Below are 22,165 nucleotides of genomic sequence, written 5' to 3'. Positions count from 1 at the left end.
CAGGCAATACGCACTATACAATTCGATTCTATGAAGGGTCAACGAGAGTAGGGGAACTAAAGGGAAGGATGAACGGTTCAACCTTTACTCCTGATGCGGGCACGTCTAACCAGCTATTTTTAATGCGTGGAAAGACTTACACTTTTGTTTGTTTCAACGATGATGTCGTTGCAAATGGAGAGTCTCTTGAGGTGAGTTTGGATAAAGCTGCAACTGCACGCATTGGACGACAAACAGTCACAACAGGTACTACTTGGGCGCAGGAAACGGTAAAGATTATCTCTAAACATGCTGGTGTGCGTGTCAGAACACAGATTCAAGCACAGAAGCATACGGTAAAAGACTTTAAAGCTAAGTTCCTTTCAAACTCGACAAACATACCTAATAAGGTGTCATACAATCCTGTTACGGGTGTTTACACAACCCTCTCTACAGCTGCATTGGCTGCATCTGAGAATAATTCTCCGAATAGTACAGAGGCAAGATATACTGCATCAGGGTATGGAAAGAACTTTTCTTACACCTCAACAGCCCCTTTCCATTATCTTCTACCAGGTACTGACGCAAAGAACTTGAAGATGGATATCAGCGAAGGACAAATCTTTTGGAAGAATATGGAGGGTTCTATCAATAGCCTTGTGAGTGCTGGTAAGGTCTTAGAAGCCAATGGAACCTATACAATAGCCGTGAAGATCAAGCCTTACTTCACCTATCTTTTCAGCGACGGAACAACAGGCTTGCTACATAAGAACCCTGGAAAGACACCTGTCGGAGTTGTTGTTGACCCTGTAAACCATCTTGCCGCAGCTATAGAAGAGGTCGGTAATGGAACAAAGTATAAGTTTGCTGTAGAGAAATATAGGAGTGTCCCCACTTCAACTGTTCAAGTATCTAATAGTGATCTTACTATTGATGCAAATCAGTATCTGGCACAGTTTGCAACTAGTGGATACGATGAGACATGGAATGCAAGTTATACTTCTTCGAATGTAACAGGGGATAAAGTAAAGGGAAATAACCCTGACTTCCCAGCCTTTTATGCGGCAGGAAGATTCCGTCCCAGTGTTGCGTTATCAGGAACTTTGGCTTCGAAGAAGTGGTTCTTACCATCACAACAAGACTATTTCCATGCTTATGACTTACTCGGTTTTGCACAAGATATCATGTTGATAGGCTCATTAACCCAAAGATATCGGTGGTATGGATACTTATTCGAAAAGGCTTTTACGGATGCAGGAGGTAAATCTTTCATGACAACAGAGCAAAATGGTTATTATTGGACAAGCACTGCCCATTCTGGAGGTAGTCGCTTTTGGCCAATAGCAAGGGAGCTTTACTTCCCTTCTAATCACTCTCCTTTCGAGTATAAGGTACGTGCGTTTGTGTTGTATTAAAGTCTGATATTGAAACATTCCCTCTAATTTTTCTATACTATATAAAGTCTTTCTGATATAAGAGGAAAAGTTTCTTGTTATAGTTTAAACGCCCTTCTCCAATCGAGAAGGGCGTTTCTTTGTTATGAAGAGAGCCTTTCTTCGTTATGAAGAGAGCCTTTCTTCACACCAACGAAACGCCCCCTTTATTTGCAAACAATGGTTTTCACCCCCCTCTCCATTCGGAGAGGGGGGTGGGGGTGAGGCTGTAGTTGGGTTGTGGAGAGGCTTTAGTTGGATTGTGGAGAGGCTGTCGTTGGGCTGTTCGATTCGGTTAGTTTGGTCCATCGGAATGCTAATCTAGCGTATTAATTACACTTTTCTAGTAAAGAAAAATGTAATCTCTAATATGGACAAATAGGGCAATAACAACGCCTAGAAAAGGCTTTTTATAGACGAGAATGTTATAAACATTACAAGTAAGAAAGTGTTTAATATTTTCATAAAGTATAGCTTGCAAAATATTACAGCTACTTTTCTTACTTGCAGTACACGATTTCCACTATCTCGACTAATAGTCAGTAGGATACGACAAAAGTCTTTCGTTTTATAATAAAGGTTAAAAGTAATAGTCTAAAAGCATTTTTCTTGCGGTCGAGCATTGCGTTTTGAAAATAAATCACTACCTTTGCATCAAGTTTTTTTAGTGGTTAATTTAGTTTTAGTATTTAAACCTTGGGTGATGTGAATCAGTCAAGGCTTTTTTGTATCATAGCCTTTCTTCGATGTTGAAGAGGGTTAATAAGAAGAGATAAGTGTAAAGATAATTTGCAAGCGATATACTTGTTTTATATCAAGTACATTGTTGAATAAATAATAAAAAACTATGCAAATGAAATATGTAAACGACCGTGTTCGTCGTCAGGATCGCCTGATGGACGAGGAGCGAGCACTTGCGTTATTAAGAGATGGTGAGTATGGAGTATTGAGCATGGTGGCAGATAACGCAGGTTATGGTATCCCTGTCAACTTCGTTTGGGATGGTGATCACAGCGTGTATATCCATTGTGCGCCATCAGGAAGGAAGTTAGATGCCATTGAAAAGAACCCTAATGTGTCGCTATGTATCATTGGTAACGTCCACTTGTTACCGCGTAACTTCACCACAGAATATGAGAGTGCTATCTTCTTCGGAGAGGCTCGTATCCACCTTTCTGACGAAGAGAAGATGCACGCCCTGCACCTTCTAATCGATAAGTTATCGGCTGATTTCAAGGAGATTGGCGATAAATACGCTCACAAGAGTTTCCATCGTGTGGAGATTATACGCATTGACTTCACTGAATTCAGTGGGAAGAGAAAGAAGGTGCATACGGCTGATTAGGGGAAAGGAAAAGCCTCACCACAGTCCATCTACAGCCTCTCCCCCAACCCCTCTCCGAATGGAATAACCCCACCTAACCTCCCCCAAGGGGAGGAATACCTAATGGGAGCAGGTGAGGAAAAGGTTTCCTTAATTCAAAGGGGGCGTTTCTTCGTATCGAAGAGAGGCTCTCTTTATGGTAAAGAAAGGCTTTCTTCATGGTAAGGGAACGCCCTCTTCAAATTTTATCAGTCACCACGAATAGACTAATCTAATCTTTCCTGAAAATGAGAAACGCCTGGCGAAAACCTTTGTTTGCCTGTCCCTCTGTCTAAAACATCTGTTACTTACATCTTTGTTCCTTTGTTCCTCTGTCTTAAACATTTGTCATTAAAAAAGTATGTCACTATGTTCTTCTGTCTAAAACATCTGTTACTTATGTCTTTGTTCCTATGTTACTTTGTCTCAAACATCTGTCATTAAAAAAGTATGTCACTATGTTCTTCTGTCTAAACACGTGTTATTTGCACCTTTGTTCCTATGTTCCTCTGTCTTAAACATCTGTCATTAAAATAATATGTCACTATGTCCTTTTGTCTAAAAAGCCTGTTCTTCTGTCATAAAAACGGATTTTCAATGCCCTAGATATTTGTTTTCAATGCTCCAGCTGTGCGCTATCTTTAAACATAAACATTCTATTATATATTTATATAAACGGCGACAAAAAAGTGTAAAGTTTAATTATTTTCAATAAACTCCGTATCTGTCGCATTCTTACTAATGCTTGTTAGGATATAAACTTACTAATCTGTCGCACATAACTACATATCACTGATAACGTGAGAGTTGCACGTTTAGATTATTAAAGACAATCCATTTCATAAAAGAAGAAACCGAGCTTGAGAAGAGATAAACGTTCGCTATAATCGAGATAATGTCAAGAAAAAGGAAAGAAAAGCACTACAAACTACTAATTTGTCGCCCTCTTCCTCCCTTTCTGTCGCCCTCTTCCTCCCTTTCTGTCGCCCTCTTTCAAAATAACCTCCCCTTTTGTCGCAAAGAGCCTACCAACTTGTCGCATGGAAGTTCCCCTTTGGTCGGTCGAAACTTACGTATTTGTCGGCTATTACCAGCGTAAGACTTTAAGAATCAACACGATACATAGGCGTAATAAAGTCTACTAATTAGACTACTATTGACCATCTATCCCGAGACAATTTACGTTTTCTTGTGTTATTATTGATTGTCAATACAAAGGCAGTTTACCTTTTCTTGTATAATTATTGATTGTCAATACAAAGGCAGGTTACCTTTTCTTGTGTTGCTACCGACCATCTATTGCGAAACAGCTTACGTTTTTTTAGTGCGCATGAAACTTACTGGAGTAGGGGAGCAAGGTGTTAGAAACGATACAGCCTGCGAACACCAGAGTACTGGTTGTCCGCAGGCTGCGTTGTAGAAGTAGGTTAATTACCTACAAGACGTTACACCCAAAGTGGTGGCAATAGCGGTGATAATGGTCACAGCTAGTTGGAGAATTGTTCTCCATGTAGATGGTTTGATCATGTTTATACGACTTTAATAATGAAAAAATTAGTACTTAACTCTCTTCTTGCCAATAGACACTCTATTATCCAGCAGATATTGGTCCATGTTCCTCATTGCCCTCAGATGAAGCGGGATTGGAGCCTTTCTTGCCCCCTTTCTTCTTAGTGGAACCCTTGTAAACAAGCGACTCCTGCACCTTTAAACCCGTCAATAAGAGCGGTGTGCGACGTCGGTCTGCCCCAACGCTAACGGCTGGTGTGAAGATAACATGAGGTCGGGAGATATGCTTTTGGACGTTAAAATCCTTGGCATTCGTCACCCCTTGCGAGTGAATTCCTACTCGGAACGTACCCAAACTGTCGAGTTTCACACGCTTACCCTCACGCAGTGCGTAGTTCATTTCGCCCACTAGTGCAGTGATGACAGCAATCACATCCGAGTGAGTCACCGTACAGGAATTGTTGATGCGATTGGCTAACTCCTTCATATCCACTAGTTCGGGAGAGAAGGCGCGGGCGTACCATGCACCCTTGTGCTTACTGTTTGTGCGGTTGTCTTGATACAAACGATACTTAATAGACATAGTTTTAATGATTTAAAAAGTGAATAATTAATGATGTAAATAACAAATGATTGAAAATGTAAATATATAAAGATATAATACTATAAAAGCGTACTTTTGATTCATTCGAAGCCTTATCTGTGATTGATAAACTTGTGTCGATTCCCCCCAGAACGTTTGTAACTGACGTGTATCCAACGCTTTACAGGTTGATTGACAGGCTCCAGAATGATTTGATCAAAGTTTGTTTTGAGCAACACACGGATATATTTATCCCTTATTTCGGGCGTTGTGAAATGTATATCAGCCGCCTCACCTCGCAAGTGTTGAGAGTTAGCTACGCCTCCAACAGCCTCGTTGAGTTGTTGACATCGGTATCCGCTTGTGATAATCACTCGTCCTACTTGTTGTCTGAGAGGTTCTAACACATTCACAGCCAATGCCTTTAAGTTCTCTATGACATCGTCATACGAAGGTTCAAAAGGTGATGGATTCTTCCCCGGCATATTATCAATGTTTAATTGAATAGCCGTTCCCGACCGCAACATCTCACCGAGTGTGAAGTGAGGAGAAAGGCGTTGCTCGAGGTCAACGGAGGTTGGGTTTCGATTCTTTACATTCATATACATATATATTTATATTATAACTTGTTTATGTGAACAGATGCTTTCTGAACACATTGCAAAGGTACAATTCAAAGCGAGGGAAAGCAAGTAAGAGCTACATAGGGATGTTAGTAGAGTTATTGGAGGGCGTTAGGTGGATTGAAGGAAACGCCCTTCTTGCCTGAAAGAGAGCCTCTCTTGGCATGAAGGAAACGCCCTTTTAGGGGGGAAGGAGGCGTCTCTTTCCAACGCCATCAGCACCGCCTCCTTTCTTCCCTGCCTATTCGAGGAGGAAAGAGAGCCTATCGGGAGTTCTTCACGATAGGGCTGATTTGAATGAAAGGAAACTGTCAAATAAATACCATGACTTCGTGTTATTTCGTCTGAATAGATACCTACTAGTAGGTATTTACTACTTAGAAACGCCAATAACCAGCGTCTTATCAGTTTTTTTCACTACCTTTGCTTATTGTGTTAGGAGCGTTAGAAGGAGAGCGAACAAGTATTACTTTTGATGCACCTAATCGAACAATGCAAATAAAGGAATAGATATGAAACTATCATCATTACAAACGGGTGAAGTCGGAGTCATCGTTAAGGTGTCCGGACATGGCGGTTTCCGTAAGCGCATAATAGAGATGGGCTTTATCGAAGGAAAGCAAGTGGAGGTGCTTTTGAATGCGCCACTTCGTGACCCAGTGAAGTATAAGATTATGGGATATGAGGTCAGTTTGCGACATAGCGAGGCTGACCAAATAGAGGTTGTGCACCTTGATGAGGTGCAAAAAGGCGATTCCCAGGACAAGAAACAGAAGCTGAATACGGCTACAATGGCGGATCCGCATGATAAAGAAGACCATGCCTTGATGCCTTCGGAACCATCGGAAGAGGTGAAACGACGCACTAAGACAATCAATGTAGCACTCGTTGGCAACCCTAACTGTGGGAAGACTTCCTTGTTCAACTTCGCTTCTGGAGCGCATGAAAGGGTGGGTAACTACTCCGGAGTGACTGTAGATGCGAAGGTGGGACGTGCTGAGTATGAAGGATATGAGTTCCATCTCGTCGACTTACCAGGCACTTATAGCCTGTCAGCATATAGTCCTGAGGAGCTATATGTACGTAAACAGCTGGTCGAGGAGACGCCCGATATCGTCATCAACGTCATCGATGCGTCCAATTTAGAGCGTAACCTTTACCTCACCACACAGCTCATTGATATGCACGTGCGCATGGTCTGCGCCTTAAATATGTATGATGAGACCGAAGAAAGGGGCGACCATATTGATTACGAGAAGTTATCTGAGCTCTTCGGAACGCCTATGGTGCCCACAGTCTTTACCTCTGGACGTGGTGTGAAAGAGCTTTTTCATCAGGTGATAGCCGTTTATGAAGGCAAAGAAGATGAGAGTTTACAGTTCAGGCACATCCATATTAACCACGGACATGAGATAGAACAGGGTATAAAAGATATTCAGGAACATTTAAAGAGTTACCCTGATTTGCGCCAGAAGTATTCTACCCGCTATCTTGCCATCAAACTCCTTGAGGGCGATAAGGATGTGGAACGACTCATCCAACCGCTTGGCGATTCCCTAGAAATATTCCAGCACCGTGACAGAGCAGCGCAACGTGTGAACGAAGAAACGCACAACGATTGCGAAACAGCCATCATGGACGCTAAATACGGGTTCATTCACGGAGCCTTAGAGGAGTCGGGTTATACCACAGGAGATAAGAAAGACACCTATCAAACAACCCATCTCATCGACAAGATACTAACGAATAAGTACTTAGGGTTCCCTATCTTCTTCTTAATCTTGCTCTTGATGTTCACCGCAACATTCGTTATTGGACAGTACCCGATGGACTGGATCGATGCAGGAGTAGCCTGGTTAGGCGACTTCATCAGCCAGAATATGCCTGACGGACCTGTTAAAGCGATGTTAGTAGAAGGAGTTATCGGTGGAGTAGGGGCTGTTATCGTGTTCTTACCACAGATTCTTATCCTCTACTTCTTCATCTCTTACATGGAAGATAGCGGTTACATGGCACGCGCGGCATTCATTATGGACCGCTTAATGCATAAGATGGGGCTGCATGGAAAGTCCTTCATTCCATTGATTATGGGCTTTGGCTGTAACGTACCAGCGGTGATGTCTACCCGAACCATTGAGAGTCAGCGCAGTAGACTCATAACAATGTTGATCCTTCCATTGATGAGTTGTTCGGCAAGACTACCTATTTATGTTATGATAACAGGTTCGTTCTTTGCCCTTAAATATCGGTCATTAGCCATGTTGTCACTCTATGTCATCGGTGTGTTAATGGCTATTGTAATGAGTCGATTGTTCTCTGCCTTCGTTGTAAAAGGCGAAGACACGCCCTTCGTGATGGAGCTTCCTCCTTATCGATTCCCTACTTGGAAGGCGATTGGAAGGCATACTTGGGAGAAGGGAAAGCAGTATTTGAAGAAGATGGGAGGCATAATCTTGGTTGCATCCATCATCGTTTGGGCACTCGGTTACTTCCCTCATACGGACGATCCGAGCGTTTCCAATCAGCAACAACAGGAACAGAGCTACATCGGAAGAGTAGGTCGTGCAGTCGAACCAGTGTTCCGTCCGATGGGATTCAACTGGAAGTTAGATGTCGGACTGTTGGCTGGTGTGGGTGCAAAAGAGATTGTTGCCTCCACGATGGGAGTGCTTTATTCTAACGACGATAGCTTTAAGGACGATAGTAACTTCAGTTCCGAATCAGGGAAGTATGTGAAGTTACACGAACTGATAACGCAAGATGTAGCGCAATTACATGGTATCTCTTATGAGAAAGCACAGCCAGTAGCAACGCTGACAGCCTTCTGCTTCCTCCTTTTTGTGCTGCTTTATTTCCCTTGTATAGCCACGATTGCTGCGATAAAAGGTGAGACGGGCAGTTGGAGATGGGCTCTTTTTGCTGCAGGATACACCACAGCTCTGGCGTGGGTGGTCAGTGCGGTGGTCTTCCAAATAGGCTGTTTATTTATAGGATAAGGTATAGAAAAGAACCTTGCAAGCTCTTAGAAATAAAAAAGCTAGTTGTCTTAGGAATCTTAAGGCGACTAGCTTTTCTCTTTTCTCGAGTGTTACTAACCTCACAATATCGCCCCAATTCCTTTTGACAACCAGCTTTCCCGAATTCCTTTGAACCCCTAGTAGCACCAGAGGTAATCGTCCTTCTGTCTTTGAGAAAACACCTAATAATATAAATCAAATTGCACTTCAACGTTCTTCATAAGCCCTATATAAAAAAGAAAACGGCAGAGCTTCCGCTCTTCCGTTACCTCCGAATAACCATCGTCTCACGACGTTGATGTTTCTACAATCTTTACCTAAAATATAACTAAAAACCTAAATCTATTACTAACCTAAACAAATCTTCTTATTCAAATTGTAATCCTGAGCAACCTTATGTACCTACAAAGATACTAAGACCTCATTGGTAATTAGATACGTATTGTATCTTGATTACGATGCAAAGGTACACCCTTTTTTTGAAGTGACAAACGTTTTGAGGGTTATTTTTCATCGATTGTGATGTTTCTTGATGTATATCAATTATAAAGCGTAATATTATCTATTCTTATTATTAAAGGTTATAAGTAAAGGTGTAAAAGGAGTGTTCTGATAGTAAGGAGAGCCTCACCCCCATCCCAACTACAGCCTCTCCCCCAACCCCTCTCCGAATGGAGAGGGGCGTGAATACTGCTAGTAGGATGGGAGAGGATGGTTAGCGGGAATAGAGGTAATCATATTCTAGAATTAAAGGAACGCCCTTCTGCAATCGAGAAGGGCGTTTCTTCGTTATGAAAAGAGCCTTTCTTCAATTTGACAAGACGCCCCCTTTATTTGCAAACAATAGTTTTCACTCCCCTCTCCATTACTTCCCTTCGGTCAGTGACCGTTGGTTCAGAGAGGGGGTGAGGCTTCTTCTCACCAGCTCCCATTAGGTATTCCTCCCCTTGGGGGAGGTTAGGTGGGGTTATTCCATTCGGAGAGGGGTTGGGGGTGAGGCTGTAGATAGGCTGTGGTGGGGCTGTAGATAGGCTAGCGGATAGGCTGTAATTATTTCGTAGTGCAGTCCCTCTTCGATAATAACCAAGTGTTAATTAATGCGTGTTTTATTTACATTTTTTATATTGTAAGCACCTATTTCGCTGCATAAAACATGAATTTTTAGATTATAAATAATGATACTTGCAATAAAATAAAGGCTGAATTGTATTTTTTTATATCAATTACTTGCTTTTTTTCTATTTATTATCTAAATTTGTCATCGAGCCTACTTGTTATGCACGTAAGGTTTTAAACTATAATAATTATCAACTAATAACATTTGAAGAAGGCGAAAGCCATAAACGAAGAGACTTAATTCTATACTTAAAATAACTATGCGAAGCGTTACTGCTGAGCGACGTTTTTAATAGTATAATATCACTATTTTCAATTCAGTTAAATCAAAAACGAGATCTATGGAGAAAAGATTAGCACTATTCTTGTTTGCTCTCTTGCTGTCAATTGGTACAGCTTTCGGCCAAACAAAGATTACTGGTACTGTTATTTCTCAGGACGATGGTGATCCCATCATAGGTGCTTCTGTTATGATACAAGGCACAACGATGGGTACAGTTACCGACATTGATGGTAAGTTCTCACTTGATGTTCCTGCAGGAAAGAAGCTTGTCGTGAGTTACATTGGTATGGCAACCCAAACCTTAAGTCCTAAGGCTGGAATGGTGGTAACGCTTACTAATGACAATCACACACTAAATGAAGTTGTCGTTACAGGTATGACCCAACAGGACAAGAGATTGTTCTCTGGTGCGGCAACAAAGCTTGATGCCTCTAAAGCGAAGATTGATGGTATGGCGGATGTGAGCCGTTCTTTGGAAGGTAAAGCCGCTGGTGTGAGTGTTCAGAACGTGTCAGGAACCTTTGGTACAGCACCTAAGATTCGTGTGCGTGGTGCTACTTCTATCTTCGGATCATCAAAGCCTCTATGGGTGGTAGATGGTGTCATCATGGAAGATGTGGTCGATGTATCGGCTGACCAACTCTCTTCAGGTGACGCTAACACCCTTATTTCTTCTGCTATTGCAGGTTTGAACTCTGACGATATAGAGAGTTTTCAGATCCTGAAGGATGGTTCTGCCACCTCTATATATGGTGCGCGCGCGATGGCGGGTGTGATTGTTGTAACGACAAAGAAGGGTCGTGCAGGTCAAGCACACATCAATTACACTGGAGAATACACCTTGCGACTGAAGCCAAGTTACCGCAATTTCAACATAATGAACTCTCAAGACCAGATGGCAATCTATCAGGAATTGCAGCAAAAGGGCTATCTTAACTATGCAGAAACGGCTAATGCAGCCAATAGTGGTATCTACGGAAAGATGTATCAACTGATAACTCAATACGATCCAGACAAGGGGCAGTTCGGACTTCCTAATACGGAAGCTGCGAAACTGGCGTATCTTCGTGATGCAGAGTACCGTAATACAAACTGGTTCGATGAGCTTTTCTCTAACGCCATCATGCATAATCACTCTGTAAGTGTGTCTGGTGGTACGGATAAGAGCCAATACTATGGTTCTTTATCAGCTATGTTTGACCCAGGATGGACGCTCGATAGCAAGGTTCAACGCTATACCGCAAACCTCAATTTCACACATAATATAAGTAAGAAGCTCTCTGTCAATCTCATTGGCAACGCCTCTTATCGTAAGCAAAAAGCACCAGGAACATTGAGTTCAGATACTGATCCTGTAACAGGAACAGTAAAGCGTGACTTCGATATCAACCCTTATTCTTATGCGCTGAATACATCTCGTGCATTGGATGCACATACCTTCTACACACGTAGTTATGCTCCTTTCAATATCTTCAGTGAGTTGAATAATAACTATATCGACCTTGCTGTGCACGATTTCCGTATATCGGGAAGCATTGATTATAAGCCTACTTCTAAGTTGAAGTTTACTTTCTTGGCTGCTGTAAAGTCGGCTGCTACATCGCAGGAGCATAATATCCTTGATAATTCAAATCAAGCTCTTGCTTATCGTGAGATGGGTACATCAACTATTCGCAAGACTAACCCATTCTTGTACAAAGACCCTGATCACATCTACGACTTGCCTATCACGGTTCTTCCTTATGGTGGTATCTATGAGAGAACAGATAATAGCTCGTTCGGTTGGGACACCCGTCTCTCCTTCTCTTATAATGATGTATTTGCAGAGAAGCACATCGTTAACGTTTATGGTGGTATGGAAACAAACTATACAAACCGCCATTCAATATGGTTCCGTGGCTGGGGTATGCAGTACTCAAAAGGCGAGATTCCTCTCTACGCATACCAAGTCTTCAAGAAAGGACAGGAGGAGAAGTCGGATTACTTCTGGATGACTAACACCCATTATCGTAGTGCTGCTTTCTTCGGAACTGCCACTTACTCTTTTGCACATCGCTATCAGGTGACTGGTACGGTACGCTATGAAGGAACCAACTACTTAGGTAAGGCGCGTTCTGCCCGTTGGCTTCCTACATGGAACATATCAACCGCTTGGAATGCACATGAGGAGAGTTGGTTTGCCAATACATTTAAGGATGCACTCACACATGCCACTTTGCGCTTGAGTTACTCACTAACGGGTGACCGTCCAAATGTGACCAATGCGTTGCCAATCTATCGTAGTTCAACCCCTTGGCGTCCATTCGCTAGCTTGTCAGAAACGGGTATGAGCATGACAATGGGTAACTCCGATCTTACTTACGAGAAGAAGCATGAGTTCAATATCGGTGCTGACTTAGGTTTCTTGAGCAATCGCATTAACTTCAGTATAGATGCTTACTGGCGTAATAACTATGACCTCATCGGTTACTTCAATAGCCAGTTATATGGTGAGTTCTTGCGTGCGAACGTTGCTTCTATGCGTTCACATGGTTTGGAGTTCACACTTTCTACACAGAATATTAAGCGTAAGAACTTCTCTTGGAACAGTGACTTTATCTTCTCACATGCCAAGAATAAGATTACTGATCTTTACTCTCCAGCACGTATCTTAGACCTCGTGCAGGGTACAGGTTTCCCACTCGTGGGTTATCCAGTACGCTCAATGTTCTCTATCCCGTTCCGTGGTTTGAATAAAGAAGGACTCCCAACGTTCCTCGATCAGAATGGTAATATTACCACAACGGGCATCCTCTTCCAGGAACGCGACCAAGAGAAGACTAAGTTCCTCAAGTATGAAGGACCTATCGACCCTACATTTACGGGTTCTTTGGGTAACTCCTTCCGTTACAAGAACTTCTCTTTAAATGTGTTCGTTACTTATTCCTTCGGTAATGTAATCCGTTTGGACGATGTCTTCAGCAATGAGTATGACGACCTAACATCCATGACTAAGGAGTTCCGCAACCGATGGATTGTACCCGGAAATGAGAAGGTCACGAATGTTCCTGTTATAGCTTCTCGCCGTCAGAACTTCAATGATTCTAATCTAAAGTATGCTTACAGCGCATATAACTATTCAGATGTTCGTGTGGCAAAGGGCGACTTCATTCGTATGAAAGAGATTTCTTTGGGTTACGACTTCCCTAAGTCTGTTGTGAAGGCATTGGGTGTTAACACACTAGCAATGAAACTTCAAGCAACCAATCTCTTCTTGATTTATGCTGATAAGAAGCTCAACGGACAGGATCCTGAGTTCTTCAATACTGGTGGTGTGGCTGTTCCTACACCAAAGCAGTTTACTTTGACGCTGAGATTAGGACTTTAAGAGAGACAATAAGAAACTGTATTCTCATAATAGTTAGATATTTACAATATGAAAAAGAAATATATTTTCCTATCGGTTCTGGCTACAGCAGTATCTGTAACTACGCTTTCTTCTTGCGATGACTACCTTGATACAATGCCAGATAATCGTACTGTTCTTGACACGGAGGATAAGATGTCAGACCTTCTGACAAGTTCCTATCCTTCTTACGAATACACTCTTGTGAACGAACTGATGTCGGATAATGCTGATTACTATGGTGCAGAGAATCCTAACGGAGGTCGTTTGGGTGACCAGATATACTTCTGGAAGGATGTTACCGAGTCTCCGAATGAGGCGCCTTCACGCCTTTGGTCGTCATGTTATAATTGTATCGCCAATGCGAATCAGGTGCTCGAATCACTCAAAGAGTATAAGTTCTCGGATGAAAAAGCACAACAGCTGAAGGCGGAAGCATTGCTCTGTAGGGCTTATGCACACTTTATCTTGGTCAATGAATTTGGTCTTGCTTACAATACAAAGACGAGCACAAAAGATTTAGGAGTGCCTTTGTCAACGAAAGTGGAGAAGATTACTGCTAAGCACGAACGTGCTTCTGTAGCTGCAGTCTACGAACAGATTGATAAGGACTTGCAGGAGGCTTTACCATTGGTAGGCGATAACTATAAGGTGCCTAAGTATCACTTCAATGTGAAAGCAGCCTATGCTTTTGCCACTCGGTTCTATCTCTTCTATGAGAAATGGGATGAGGCTATCAAGTATGCCGACCTCTGTTTGGGTGGTCAGCGTGGTCCGCTGCGTGACTGGTCAGTACTCGGAAGTATGGCAGATGATAATGATGCATTAATCAATCATTATATCAGTGCGGACCTAGGATGTAACCTTATGTTCTCCGACTTCTACTCTTCTTCAGGTATCTACCTCGGCGCATACGTTGTTTACAAGCGCTATTCTCATGGTCGATACCTTGGTGCCAACGAGGACATCTTGGCTAACAATGTATGGGGATCAGGCGGTTATTACAAGCGACCACTTAATATGGCGGGTGCGAACTTCGATATTTGTCTCTTTAACAAGATGGCTTATAAGTTCCAATATACTGACCCTGTGGCACAGACGGGATTCCGTCGTCTGACCTTGCCATTGTTTACTACGGATGAAGTCTTGCTTAGTAGAGCAGAGGCACTCATAATGAAGAAACAGTATGACAAGGCTTGCGAAGATCTCAACGCATGGATGCACAACATCGTAAAAACCACTGTTACGTTGACTCCAACACTGATTCAAAACTTCTATAACAGCGTGAATTACTGTTATGATGACGTTGATCACTTGCAGTCAACAGTAAAGAAACACCTCCACCCAGCCTTTGATATCGACGCAGAAGGCTCTGTACAGGAAACGATGTTACAATGTGTATTGGGCTTCCGACGCATTGAGACAGTACAAGAAGGTAAGCGTTGGTGGGACATCAAACGCTATGGTATTGAGATTCCACGCCGTGAAATGGATGCCAGCGGTCAGCCAAGTAAGGTCTTGGATGTGCTGAAGAAAGACGATCCACGTCGTGCCGTTCAGATTCCTCTACCGCAGCGTAACGCCGGAGTACAGCCTAACCCACGTAATGGGGAGAGCTCAACAGTGGTGGCACCAGCTGGTCCTTTGGACAAATTCCTCAATAATGTTACCTCGGATGTGGACTTCTCTAACAAGCTCATAAGGGCTCCGAAGAATTGATAATGTTGGTTATTTAAATAAGACATAAGTTATGAACAAATACTTTATATATAGCTTATTGCTGGCGATGGCAGGTATGACCTTCACTGCTTGTAGTGAGGATAAACTGGACAGCACCAGTGTTATTCAGCCTGATGAAACCGGCAACAGCGAGTTTGACAAGTGGTTGGATGCCAATTTCGTAGCACCTTATAATATTGAGTTCCTCTATCGTTACAAGGATAACGAGACTGATATGAACTATTTCAACATACCTGCAAAGGTGGAAGATGCAGTCAAATTGGCACACATCGTGAAGTATTCTTGCTTGGAGGCTTACGATCAAGTGGCAGGCGTGAACTTCACTCGTGCTTACTTCCCAAAGATGTTCTATGCTGTTGGTGACTTCGAGTTTAAGAACAATGGAACGATGATCTTGGGTACTGCCGAGGGTGGAAAGAAAATCTTTCTGGCTGGTACTAATCATCTAGATAAGTTCTTGAGGAGTAGAGAAGAGCTCAACACCTATTATTTGAAGACGATTCATCATGAGTTCACACACATCATGAATCAGACAAAGGACTACCCTGCAAACTTCAAACTCATTACGGGTACTGGGTACGTGTCCGATGCTTGGAGTCAAGAGCCATATTGGAAGGCGGAGTATTACCTGAAGCATGGCTTCATCTCAGCCTATGCGCAGCATTCACATGTGGAGGACTTCGCAGAGATGTTATCTATCTATATCACTAATCCAAAGTCCCAATGGGATGCGTGGATGACGGAGGCTGGAACCGACGGAGCTAAGCTCATCCAACAGAAACTGGACATTGTTCGCTCTTACATGAAGACACAATGGAAGATAGATCTTGATAAGTTGCGTGAGACAGTGCTCCAACGTGAGGATGATATTGTGGCTGGCAGAGTTAATCTGACCGACCTTACCGTCAATAATTAATAAGTATTGAAGATTATGAAGATGAATAAGTTATTAGCATATTTATTCCTCCTTCTTCCCGCATTGACGCTTCAGTCATGTTTGAAGAATCAAGAGGATGTGTTTCCTGAGTCGTCTGCTGCACAGATGAAGGACTATCTCGACAAGACAAAGGATGTGTTAGCAAGTTCAGAGAAGGGATGGGTTCTCGATATGTACCCCGATAAGACACGGAAGTACGGAGGCTTTGCTTTTGTATTGAAGTTTGATGCGGATAAGGTAACCGTTGGTAGTGAATTATCTCCCAACCCCTCTAATCTAATCACATCTCTATATAAGACCACCGCTGATGATGGTCCTGTGCTGACGTTCGATACGTATAATGCATGGATGCACTACCTTGCTACGCCTAGTTCTGACCGGACTACGGCGTTCGGTGGAGACTTCGAATTTGTCATCGATAGCATTGGCAGTGATTTAATCGTGGTACACGGAAAGCGCAATCAGAATGTGATGTACCTCCGTAAGTTGACTGATCAGACCATGACGGAGTACCTCACAGCTGTTAAAAAGATGAAATCTACCTTCAAGATGTCCGAAGGCAAGGGTCGAGTTGGGGACAAGAAGGTTGTGATGAAGTTCTCTAATCACAGGCTAAACTTATCAGTTGGCGATAAAGAAGTGGCCAGCAAGGTTGCTTACACACTTACTGATAAGGGCATCCGGTTCTATAGTCCATTGGATTTCAATGGTGTGAAGGTTAGCGAAATGACCTTTGATGCAGAGGGAAACAAGCTCACTGCAAAGGAAGACGCCAATATCGTGCTATATGGCTTCACACCTCAACTATCCAAGAACGACGATGCTTTCGAGAGAGAACTCTATGTTGGCGATGATATCCAGTCGGTTACTACCTCTGAAGGCTCTGAATGGCTGACAGTTACAAAGACGTCTAATGGTATTAAGGTATCGGCTCCTGCCAATACATCTGGGCATATCAACAAGGCAGTTATCAAGGTCAAGACAGCTGATGGAGAGTCTACGATCACTGTCACACAGGCTGACTTTGATAAGGATGTAGCGGGTAATTACACCTTATACTTCAATGATTTCTATGACGCCGCACAAACTACTCCGGCTACAATAAGCCGTGAGTCAGATGGAAAGATTCTCATGAAGTGGACGACCAGTGGTGTTCCTGTTACCATAGAGTTGACTTGGAATTCCGAGAAACTTGCTCTGGACATGGAAAGTAGACAGCTAATGGGAAAGTCATTGATGTCTAGTGGCGATACATGGTACTTCTACAACATCTTCTTCTATGAGGGTAATCAATGGTCAGGGTACAATGGTAAATTCACTTGTAGCTTCCCATTGAGTTATACGAAGAATGCTGCAGGCACCTACGAAACCTCTGGCGCTCTCACAGGAAAGTCTTCTTTAGGTGGTGCCGTAGAAGCTCTTTGGATGAGCGCATTCAAAGGTGAGGGTACAGATGCAGGTAATTACCTCGGCAGCTACGAGTCGTTTAAGAAGTTGAAGATCGTTAAGAACTAGATAAAAGTTCACACTTAATATTCTCGGTGTAGCCTTGCTGTTGGAACGGAAGAATGCTCTTAGCAGTTAGGATACACCGATTTTTTAATAAGATATATGTGATGAAGAAGTTATATTCGATGTTTATGCTGCTAACCACCCTATTTGTTGTGGTTGCATGTAGCGATGATACAGAGAATCCTTACGTGATGGATTCTCAAGTACAAGTAGTGAAAGCAAATGTTCTCTTCGGTGCTAAAGGTGGCGAAGGGAGTGTAGAAGTGACAGCACCAGGTGTTATCTCTGCTACTCTGAATAGTTCCTGGGCGGTTGCAATGGTTGAAGGAAAGACCGTAAAGGTCGTTGCACAGCCTAATGAGAGTGGCAATGGGCGTTCTGCAAGACTTACTATTAAGAGTGGAAAAGACTCTACACAGCTTACAGTTCAGCAGACTGGGCTAGTCTTCTCATTGCAGGCTGAACCTTCTTATATTGTTAATGACCAAGCAGGAGAGAAACAGTTTGCCCTTGAACACACCAATGGTATAAACATAACTACGACTGCTGAATGGCTTACAGCAAGTTATGATGATGATAAATTCATAGTGAAATATACACAAAATACCACTGGGCGCGTTCGAACAGCTAGGATTAATTACAGCAGTGGGAATGTTCGTGATTCCATCGTAGTGACCCAAGGCGCTTTAGCAGATATCATTGACAAGTCTTACTTATTGGTTGGAACTTACAATGCTAATGGTCAGCAACGTGGTATAGAGTTCCCTGCAAACTTTGTGCAAGAGTCTGGTAAGCTATTCCTGCATATTAGCAGCACTAGTGCAGGCTTCGATTGGAAGATTCCAGTGACCTTTGATGAGGCAAACCTAAAGCTCTCTTTAAAGTCTATTGATAATGTGGGAACTTTTACAGGTGATATTAAAGGAGATGGAACAAGTATGACGGCGAATGTCTTCCTATTGATGTATAGTACAAAGGTAGGTGGTAAGTCTATTGTAAGTAATGATAGTGGAGTCCTCTCCGGTAGCTTCTTTACGACAAAGACAGGTGAGATGAATTGTAATCTTGATGGTAATGTCGTGAATGGTAACCGCCTTAATTCCCTAATCTTTGCGGCAGCTACGGGTGCAACCTTTAGTACAGAAACTTTTGTAGGGTCGCTTCTTTCGATGGACGAACCCTTCTTACGTGAAGTAGTGACAGCCGCAACGAGGGCAAAAACGAGGTTTTAAGACCTTACGTTTGGGCTTACATTATTAACAAAAAACACCAACTTATTATGAAGAAGAGATTATTATATGCAGCGTTTGCTACATTGTTCATCTTCTTACTCACAGCTTGTCGTGATAAAGAAGATGTTGTTTTGACGTTGAAACCTCAATTGAATCCAAGTGAACTTACGCTTACAGTGGGCGATAAAGCGACTGTTACACTTACAGGTGTACCTCAAGACGTGGAAGTCTTTTGGATAACTGGTGCCGATAATATAGCTTCTCCAGTCAATCGTACGCATGATAAGACGGATGTCCAGGCTGTAGGTGTTGGCAAGACGAATATTATTGCAGTTGTTAAAAGTAAGGGAGAGCGCCTCGAACTGAAGTGTTCTGTTACTGTAAAGCAGAATCCTAACAAGCAACCCATCGCCTTTGAGGATGCTAACTTGAAGCGTCAACTCCTTGCAATGCAGCCTTCTATTGATAAAGATAATGATGGAGAAATAACCCCAGAAGAGGCAAAAGCGGTTACAGATATTGATTTCCATTTCGACAGTAAGGGTGATGCTCTCCCCGATAAGGTTATCAAGAGCGTTGTAGGATTGGAGCAATTCACGAATTTAAGAGCACTAAATTTGAAGAATCAAGATATTACCAACGCTGCTTCTATTGAGAAGTTAGCCAGTTTGGAGACGCTCAACTTATGTGGTAATAACATCACAAAGCTAGATGTATCATTGATGACTAATCTTAAAGACTTGCGTCTTTATGATACAGAACTCACAGCTCTTGATCTCTCTAAGAATATTAACTTGGAACAACTCTACATCCAGCGAACCAATATAAGTAGCCTTGATATTAGCCAACTAAATAAGTTACAGCTTCTTATGGCTAATGGTGCAGCCCTTACGGAACTTACTGCTGTAGATTTACCAGCCCTTGAGCAGATTCAAGTCACTAAGAATAACATCAGGAAGATGACCATTCGTAATCTCCCAGCACTACAACAGTTGCATGCTAATAGCAATGTTTTGAAGGAGATAACACTTGAGAATCTACCAGTGTTACAGCGTCTTAACCTTTATGATAATGCTCTTGAGTCGCTTACACTGGACCTTCCTAAGTTGATGTTCCTCTTTGTTTATGACAATCAACTTAGTCAACTTGATACATCGCACTTGCCAATGCTCTTCCAGATAAGCGTATCTAATAATCCAATTAAGAAACTTGACTTATCTTCTAATCCTATTGTTCGCAACATAGAAGCCGAGAATATGTCTGCGATGACAGAGCTAAATCTAAAGAACAATGGCGACTTTGACGAAGATTACGAGTATCTTATTATAGATGGAAACACGTCTTTAAAGACGATATATGTGGATGCGGGGAGTGAAGCAACAGCCGTGAAGCAACTTGTTGGGTCAAAGGCTATCAATGTTGTTGAGTAATAGTTAGGTACAAAAAGGTGGTCGATAAGAGAGGAATAGAGATGTATCTCGACTCTTATCAATGCTGAAGTAGTATCTTCATATAGAATTTTTATAGTTAAAAGAAAGTCTTTTAAATGACTTTAGTGAGCCTTGCGGACAGTGATGTTAGCAAGGCTCTTATATTATGTTAGATATGTGAAGTAGGTTTGCTTATCCTTGTTTGCATTGTGAAAGGGGATGTGGAGAAGGTGATGATATGAAACTTATCCCATCTTCTTCAGCATTAACAATACTTTTGTTCTTATGTTCTTTTGTCTTAAAAAAATGTTCTTTCGTCCCTAATATCTGTCATTTAATAAACAAGCGGATAGTGTCCTTCTCACAAGGAATGGCTGTCTTTGCAAACTACTGACTATCAGTGAGATTACGAGGGGAGGGTTAGACAAAGGTGAGGAGCAGGTAAAAAATGTTTAAAAAATAGCCTTTTAAGATGTTATCACTTGCTTTTTACAATTATTTTACCTATCTTTGTCCATGTCATTTAACGATGTATGAACATTGAATTTACTAATTAATCTAATTAACGGAGGTAATTAAAATGAAAGAAACTAAGACCTTGGATTTCTTCGATGACTATGACTTCGAGAATCAGAATAATCAGGAGACCGCCAGTGCAAAGCATTTACTCGGTGGTGAGATTTGGTACAATTAGCGTAAGATAATAGTAGTTTTTATTATTAAACGAATACTTTAGTAATGTTGCAACCCCGAGAGTTCTATAAAAGAGAGCTCTCGGGGTTCTTCTTTTGATGGGTTGCTTGATGGGGAGGAAAGCCGAACCTCCGTCCAACTACAGCCTCACCCCCGTCCCCTCTCCGAATGGAATAACCCCACCTAACCTCCCCCAAGGGGAGGAATACCTAACGGGAGCAGGTGAGAAGAAGCCTCTCCCCCGTCCCCTCTCCGAGTGGAGAGGGGAGTGAATACTGTTAGTAGGATGGGAGAGGGTGGTAAGGGGGGATAGAGGTAATTGTATTTTGAAATTAAGGAAACGCCCTTCTCGATTGCAGAAAGGCGTTTCTTCGTTATGAAGAGAGCCTTTCTTCACACCAACGAAACGCTCCCTTTATTTGCAAACAATGGTTTTCACTCCCCTCTCCATTCGGAGAGGGGTTGGTGGTGAGGCTTTTAGTTGAATCAAAGAAGGGCGTTAGCTTCTGTGTATTCCCATGTTCCTTTAGGAACTCTGTGTCCCTTTCAGGCTCTGTGCCATTTGTGTATTCCGTGTTAAAAATGCCCTAGCAAAGAATTTATTAATGCCTTCCAACAACAGAAGTAATCACCATTTTTGAATTGTGAACTTTGCACCTTAAATCAAAGAAGAGCTTCGGGAGGAACACATCCCCTCCCTTGGAGGGGCTTGGGGAGGCTTCTTTCTATTTGAGAAAGCAACTGTTTTATATATAGTTTATGCTTATTTAACAAAAATGGGGGGGTAAATAAAGGTTTATTAATACCTTTGCAGCCAATTAATACGCCATTTTCTATATTAGAACAAAACTATTTAATAAATACAATTAAACCATTTATGAGAAAGAAGAGAACCTATATTCCACCGAGAGTGGTGCAGATTAATTGTGAGTATGAAGGCATGATATGTTTTAGTAAGCCAATAACTCCTGATGCAAATAACTCTAGTGAAGAAGATTGGAATCCGAATGAAACCATCGGAGGAGACGATGAACACGGATTTGAATAAACCATTGATAAGACTTAAAAAGATGTTATACAATTTAAAGAGTACAATAACAAAGATTGGTTTTGGTGCAGTGATAGCCTTGTTAGTAGGCTGTAATAACAATGTAGAAAATGATGCTGCGAGTAATCAAAAAGCAAAAGTTGGAATTGAGATCATCGAGTCAGGCTATGATAATCTAGCCCCTACTTCACGTGCTGTAAGTAGTAATAACGATAATCAAAAGTCTGTTGTTGATTTTAACGACTGCGGTGCTTCTACCGAACTTGTCCCTGATCAATCAAG

14 protein-coding genes are annotated in these 22,165 nt (G+C 42.2%); 11 read left to right on the top strand and 3 right to left on the bottom strand.

Annotated features, from left to right (window positions below; genetic code table 11):
• Nucleotides 1–1,394, top strand: a 1,394-nt coding sequence (locus HMPREF9969_RS06130; protein WP_232212659.1) for a hypothetical protein, incomplete at its 5' end; no start/stop codon positions are given.
• A gap of 871 nt (nucleotides 1,395–2,265) precedes the next feature.
• Nucleotides 2,266–2,757: a pyridoxamine 5'-phosphate oxidase family protein gene (locus tag HMPREF9969_RS06125; protein ID WP_009434974.1), complete on the top strand. Its 492-nt coding sequence runs from the start codon at nucleotides 2,266–2,268 to the stop codon at nucleotides 2,755–2,757.
• Nucleotides 2,758–4,206: 1,449 nt separating this feature from the next.
• On the opposite strand, the gene HMPREF9969_RS12845 is transcribed toward HMPREF9969_RS06125, so the two are convergent.
• From HMPREF9969_RS12845 to HMPREF9969_RS06115, 3 genes are all read right to left on the bottom strand, one after another.
• On the bottom strand, nucleotides 4,207–4,302 hold the full coding sequence (locus HMPREF9969_RS12845; RefSeq protein WP_155716537.1) for a smalltalk protein: 96 nt from the start codon (nucleotides 4,300–4,302) through the stop codon (nucleotides 4,207–4,209).
• Nucleotides 4,303–4,366: 64 nt separating this feature from the next.
• Nucleotides 4,367–4,867, bottom strand: a complete 501-nt coding sequence (locus HMPREF9969_RS06120) for an HU family DNA-binding protein (protein ID WP_009434971.1) — start codon at nucleotides 4,865–4,867, stop codon at nucleotides 4,367–4,369.
• A 113-nt stretch (nucleotides 4,868–4,980) separates the two neighbouring features.
• Nucleotides 4,981–5,469, bottom strand: coding sequence for a D-Ala-D-Ala carboxypeptidase family metallohydrolase (locus HMPREF9969_RS06115; protein ID WP_009434976.1), 489 nt, complete (start codon nucleotides 5,467–5,469; stop codon nucleotides 4,981–4,983).
• Between the two features lie 533 nt (nucleotides 5,470–6,002).
• Here HMPREF9969_RS06115 and feoB point away from each other — a divergent pair.
• The 9 genes from feoB to HMPREF9969_RS06075 all read left to right on the top strand — a co-directional run.
• Nucleotides 6,003–8,486: a ferrous iron transport protein B gene (gene feoB / locus HMPREF9969_RS06110; RefSeq protein ID WP_009434967.1), complete on the top strand. Its 2,484-nt coding sequence runs from the start codon at nucleotides 6,003–6,005 to the stop codon at nucleotides 8,484–8,486.
• A gap of 1,478 nt (nucleotides 8,487–9,964) precedes the next feature.
• Nucleotides 9,965–13,273, top strand: a complete 3,309-nt coding sequence (locus HMPREF9969_RS06105; protein WP_009434972.1) for a SusC/RagA family TonB-linked outer membrane protein — start codon at nucleotides 9,965–9,967, stop codon at nucleotides 13,271–13,273.
• Between the two features lie 48 nt (nucleotides 13,274–13,321).
• A complete protein-coding gene (locus tag HMPREF9969_RS06100; RefSeq protein ID WP_009434980.1) occupies nucleotides 13,322–15,010 on the top strand; it encodes a RagB/SusD family nutrient uptake outer membrane protein in 1,689 nt (562 codons plus the stop codon).
• Nucleotides 15,011–15,041: 31 nt separating this feature from the next.
• Nucleotides 15,042–15,947, top strand: coding sequence for a putative zinc-binding metallopeptidase (locus tag HMPREF9969_RS06095; protein WP_009434968.1), 906 nt, complete (start codon nucleotides 15,042–15,044; stop codon nucleotides 15,945–15,947).
• A 21-nt stretch (nucleotides 15,948–15,968) separates the two neighbouring features.
• Nucleotides 15,969–17,483 carry a DUF4302 domain-containing protein gene (locus tag HMPREF9969_RS06090; protein ID WP_232212658.1) on the top strand — a complete coding sequence of 505 codons (1,515 nt, stop codon included), beginning with the start codon at nucleotides 15,969–15,971 and terminating at the stop codon, nucleotides 17,481–17,483.
• Nucleotides 17,484–17,584: 101 nt separating this feature from the next.
• The gene (locus HMPREF9969_RS06085; protein ID WP_009434979.1) at nucleotides 17,585–18,712 is read left to right on the top strand and encodes a BACON domain-containing protein; all 1,128 of its coding nucleotides are present in this window, start codon (nucleotides 17,585–17,587) and stop codon (nucleotides 18,710–18,712) included.
• A gap of 47 nt (nucleotides 18,713–18,759) precedes the next feature.
• Nucleotides 18,760–20,142 carry an Ig-like domain-containing protein gene (locus HMPREF9969_RS06080; protein ID WP_009434970.1) on the top strand — a complete coding sequence of 461 codons (1,383 nt, stop codon included), beginning with the start codon at nucleotides 18,760–18,762 and terminating at the stop codon, nucleotides 20,140–20,142.
• Between the two features lie 1,570 nt (nucleotides 20,143–21,712).
• Nucleotides 21,713–21,883: a hypothetical protein gene (locus tag HMPREF9969_RS12840; RefSeq protein ID WP_156787954.1), complete on the top strand. Its 171-nt coding sequence runs from the start codon at nucleotides 21,713–21,715 to the stop codon at nucleotides 21,881–21,883.
• Between the two features lie 22 nt (nucleotides 21,884–21,905).
• The coding region (locus HMPREF9969_RS06075) for a hypothetical protein (RefSeq protein ID WP_009434975.1) at nucleotides 21,906–22,165 on the top strand (260 nt) is incomplete at its 3' end.

Origin of the sequence: Prevotella sp. oral taxon 306 str. F0472 (genome assembly GCF_000257925.1) — a bacterium.
In the GTDB taxonomy this organism is placed as follows: domain Bacteria; phylum Bacteroidota; class Bacteroidia; order Bacteroidales; family Bacteroidaceae; genus Prevotella; species Prevotella vespertina.
Note: the sequence above shows the minus strand (reverse complement) of the source record. Positions and strands in the feature narration are given on the sequence as shown.

Excerpts from the sequence above, each read along its gene's own strand:
- HMPREF9969_RS06115 (WP_009434976.1), bottom strand. The coding sequence starts at position 5,469 with ATGAATGTAAAGAATCGAAACCCAACCTCCGTTGACCTCGAGCAACGC.
- HMPREF9969_RS06080 (WP_009434970.1), top strand. The coding sequence starts at position 18,760 with ATGAAGAAGAGATTATTATATGCAGCGTTTGCTACATTGTTCATCTTC.
- HMPREF9969_RS06125 (WP_009434974.1), top strand. The coding sequence starts at position 2,266 with ATGAAATATGTAAACGACCGTGTTCGTCGTCAGGATCGCCTGATGGAC.
- HMPREF9969_RS06100 (WP_009434980.1), top strand. The coding sequence starts at position 13,322 with ATGAAAAAGAAATATATTTTCCTATCGGTTCTGGCTACAGCAGTATCT.
- HMPREF9969_RS12845 (WP_155716537.1), bottom strand. The coding sequence starts at position 4,302 with ATGATCAAACCATCTACATGGAGAACAATTCTCCAACTAGCTGTGACC.
- HMPREF9969_RS06090 (WP_232212658.1), top strand. The coding sequence starts at position 15,969 with ATGAATAAGTTATTAGCATATTTATTCCTCCTTCTTCCCGCATTGACG.
- HMPREF9969_RS06085 (WP_009434979.1), top strand. The coding sequence starts at position 17,585 with ATGAAGAAGTTATATTCGATGTTTATGCTGCTAACCACCCTATTTGTT.
- HMPREF9969_RS06120 (WP_009434971.1), bottom strand. The coding sequence starts at position 4,867 with ATGTCTATTAAGTATCGTTTGTATCAAGACAACCGCACAAACAGTAAG.
- feoB (WP_009434967.1), top strand. The coding sequence starts at position 6,003 with ATGAAACTATCATCATTACAAACGGGTGAAGTCGGAGTCATCGTTAAG.
- HMPREF9969_RS06105 (WP_009434972.1), top strand. The coding sequence starts at position 9,965 with ATGGAGAAAAGATTAGCACTATTCTTGTTTGCTCTCTTGCTGTCAATT.
- HMPREF9969_RS12840 (WP_156787954.1), top strand. The coding sequence starts at position 21,713 with ATGAGAAAGAAGAGAACCTATATTCCACCGAGAGTGGTGCAGATTAAT.
- HMPREF9969_RS06095 (WP_009434968.1), top strand. The coding sequence starts at position 15,042 with ATGAACAAATACTTTATATATAGCTTATTGCTGGCGATGGCAGGTATG.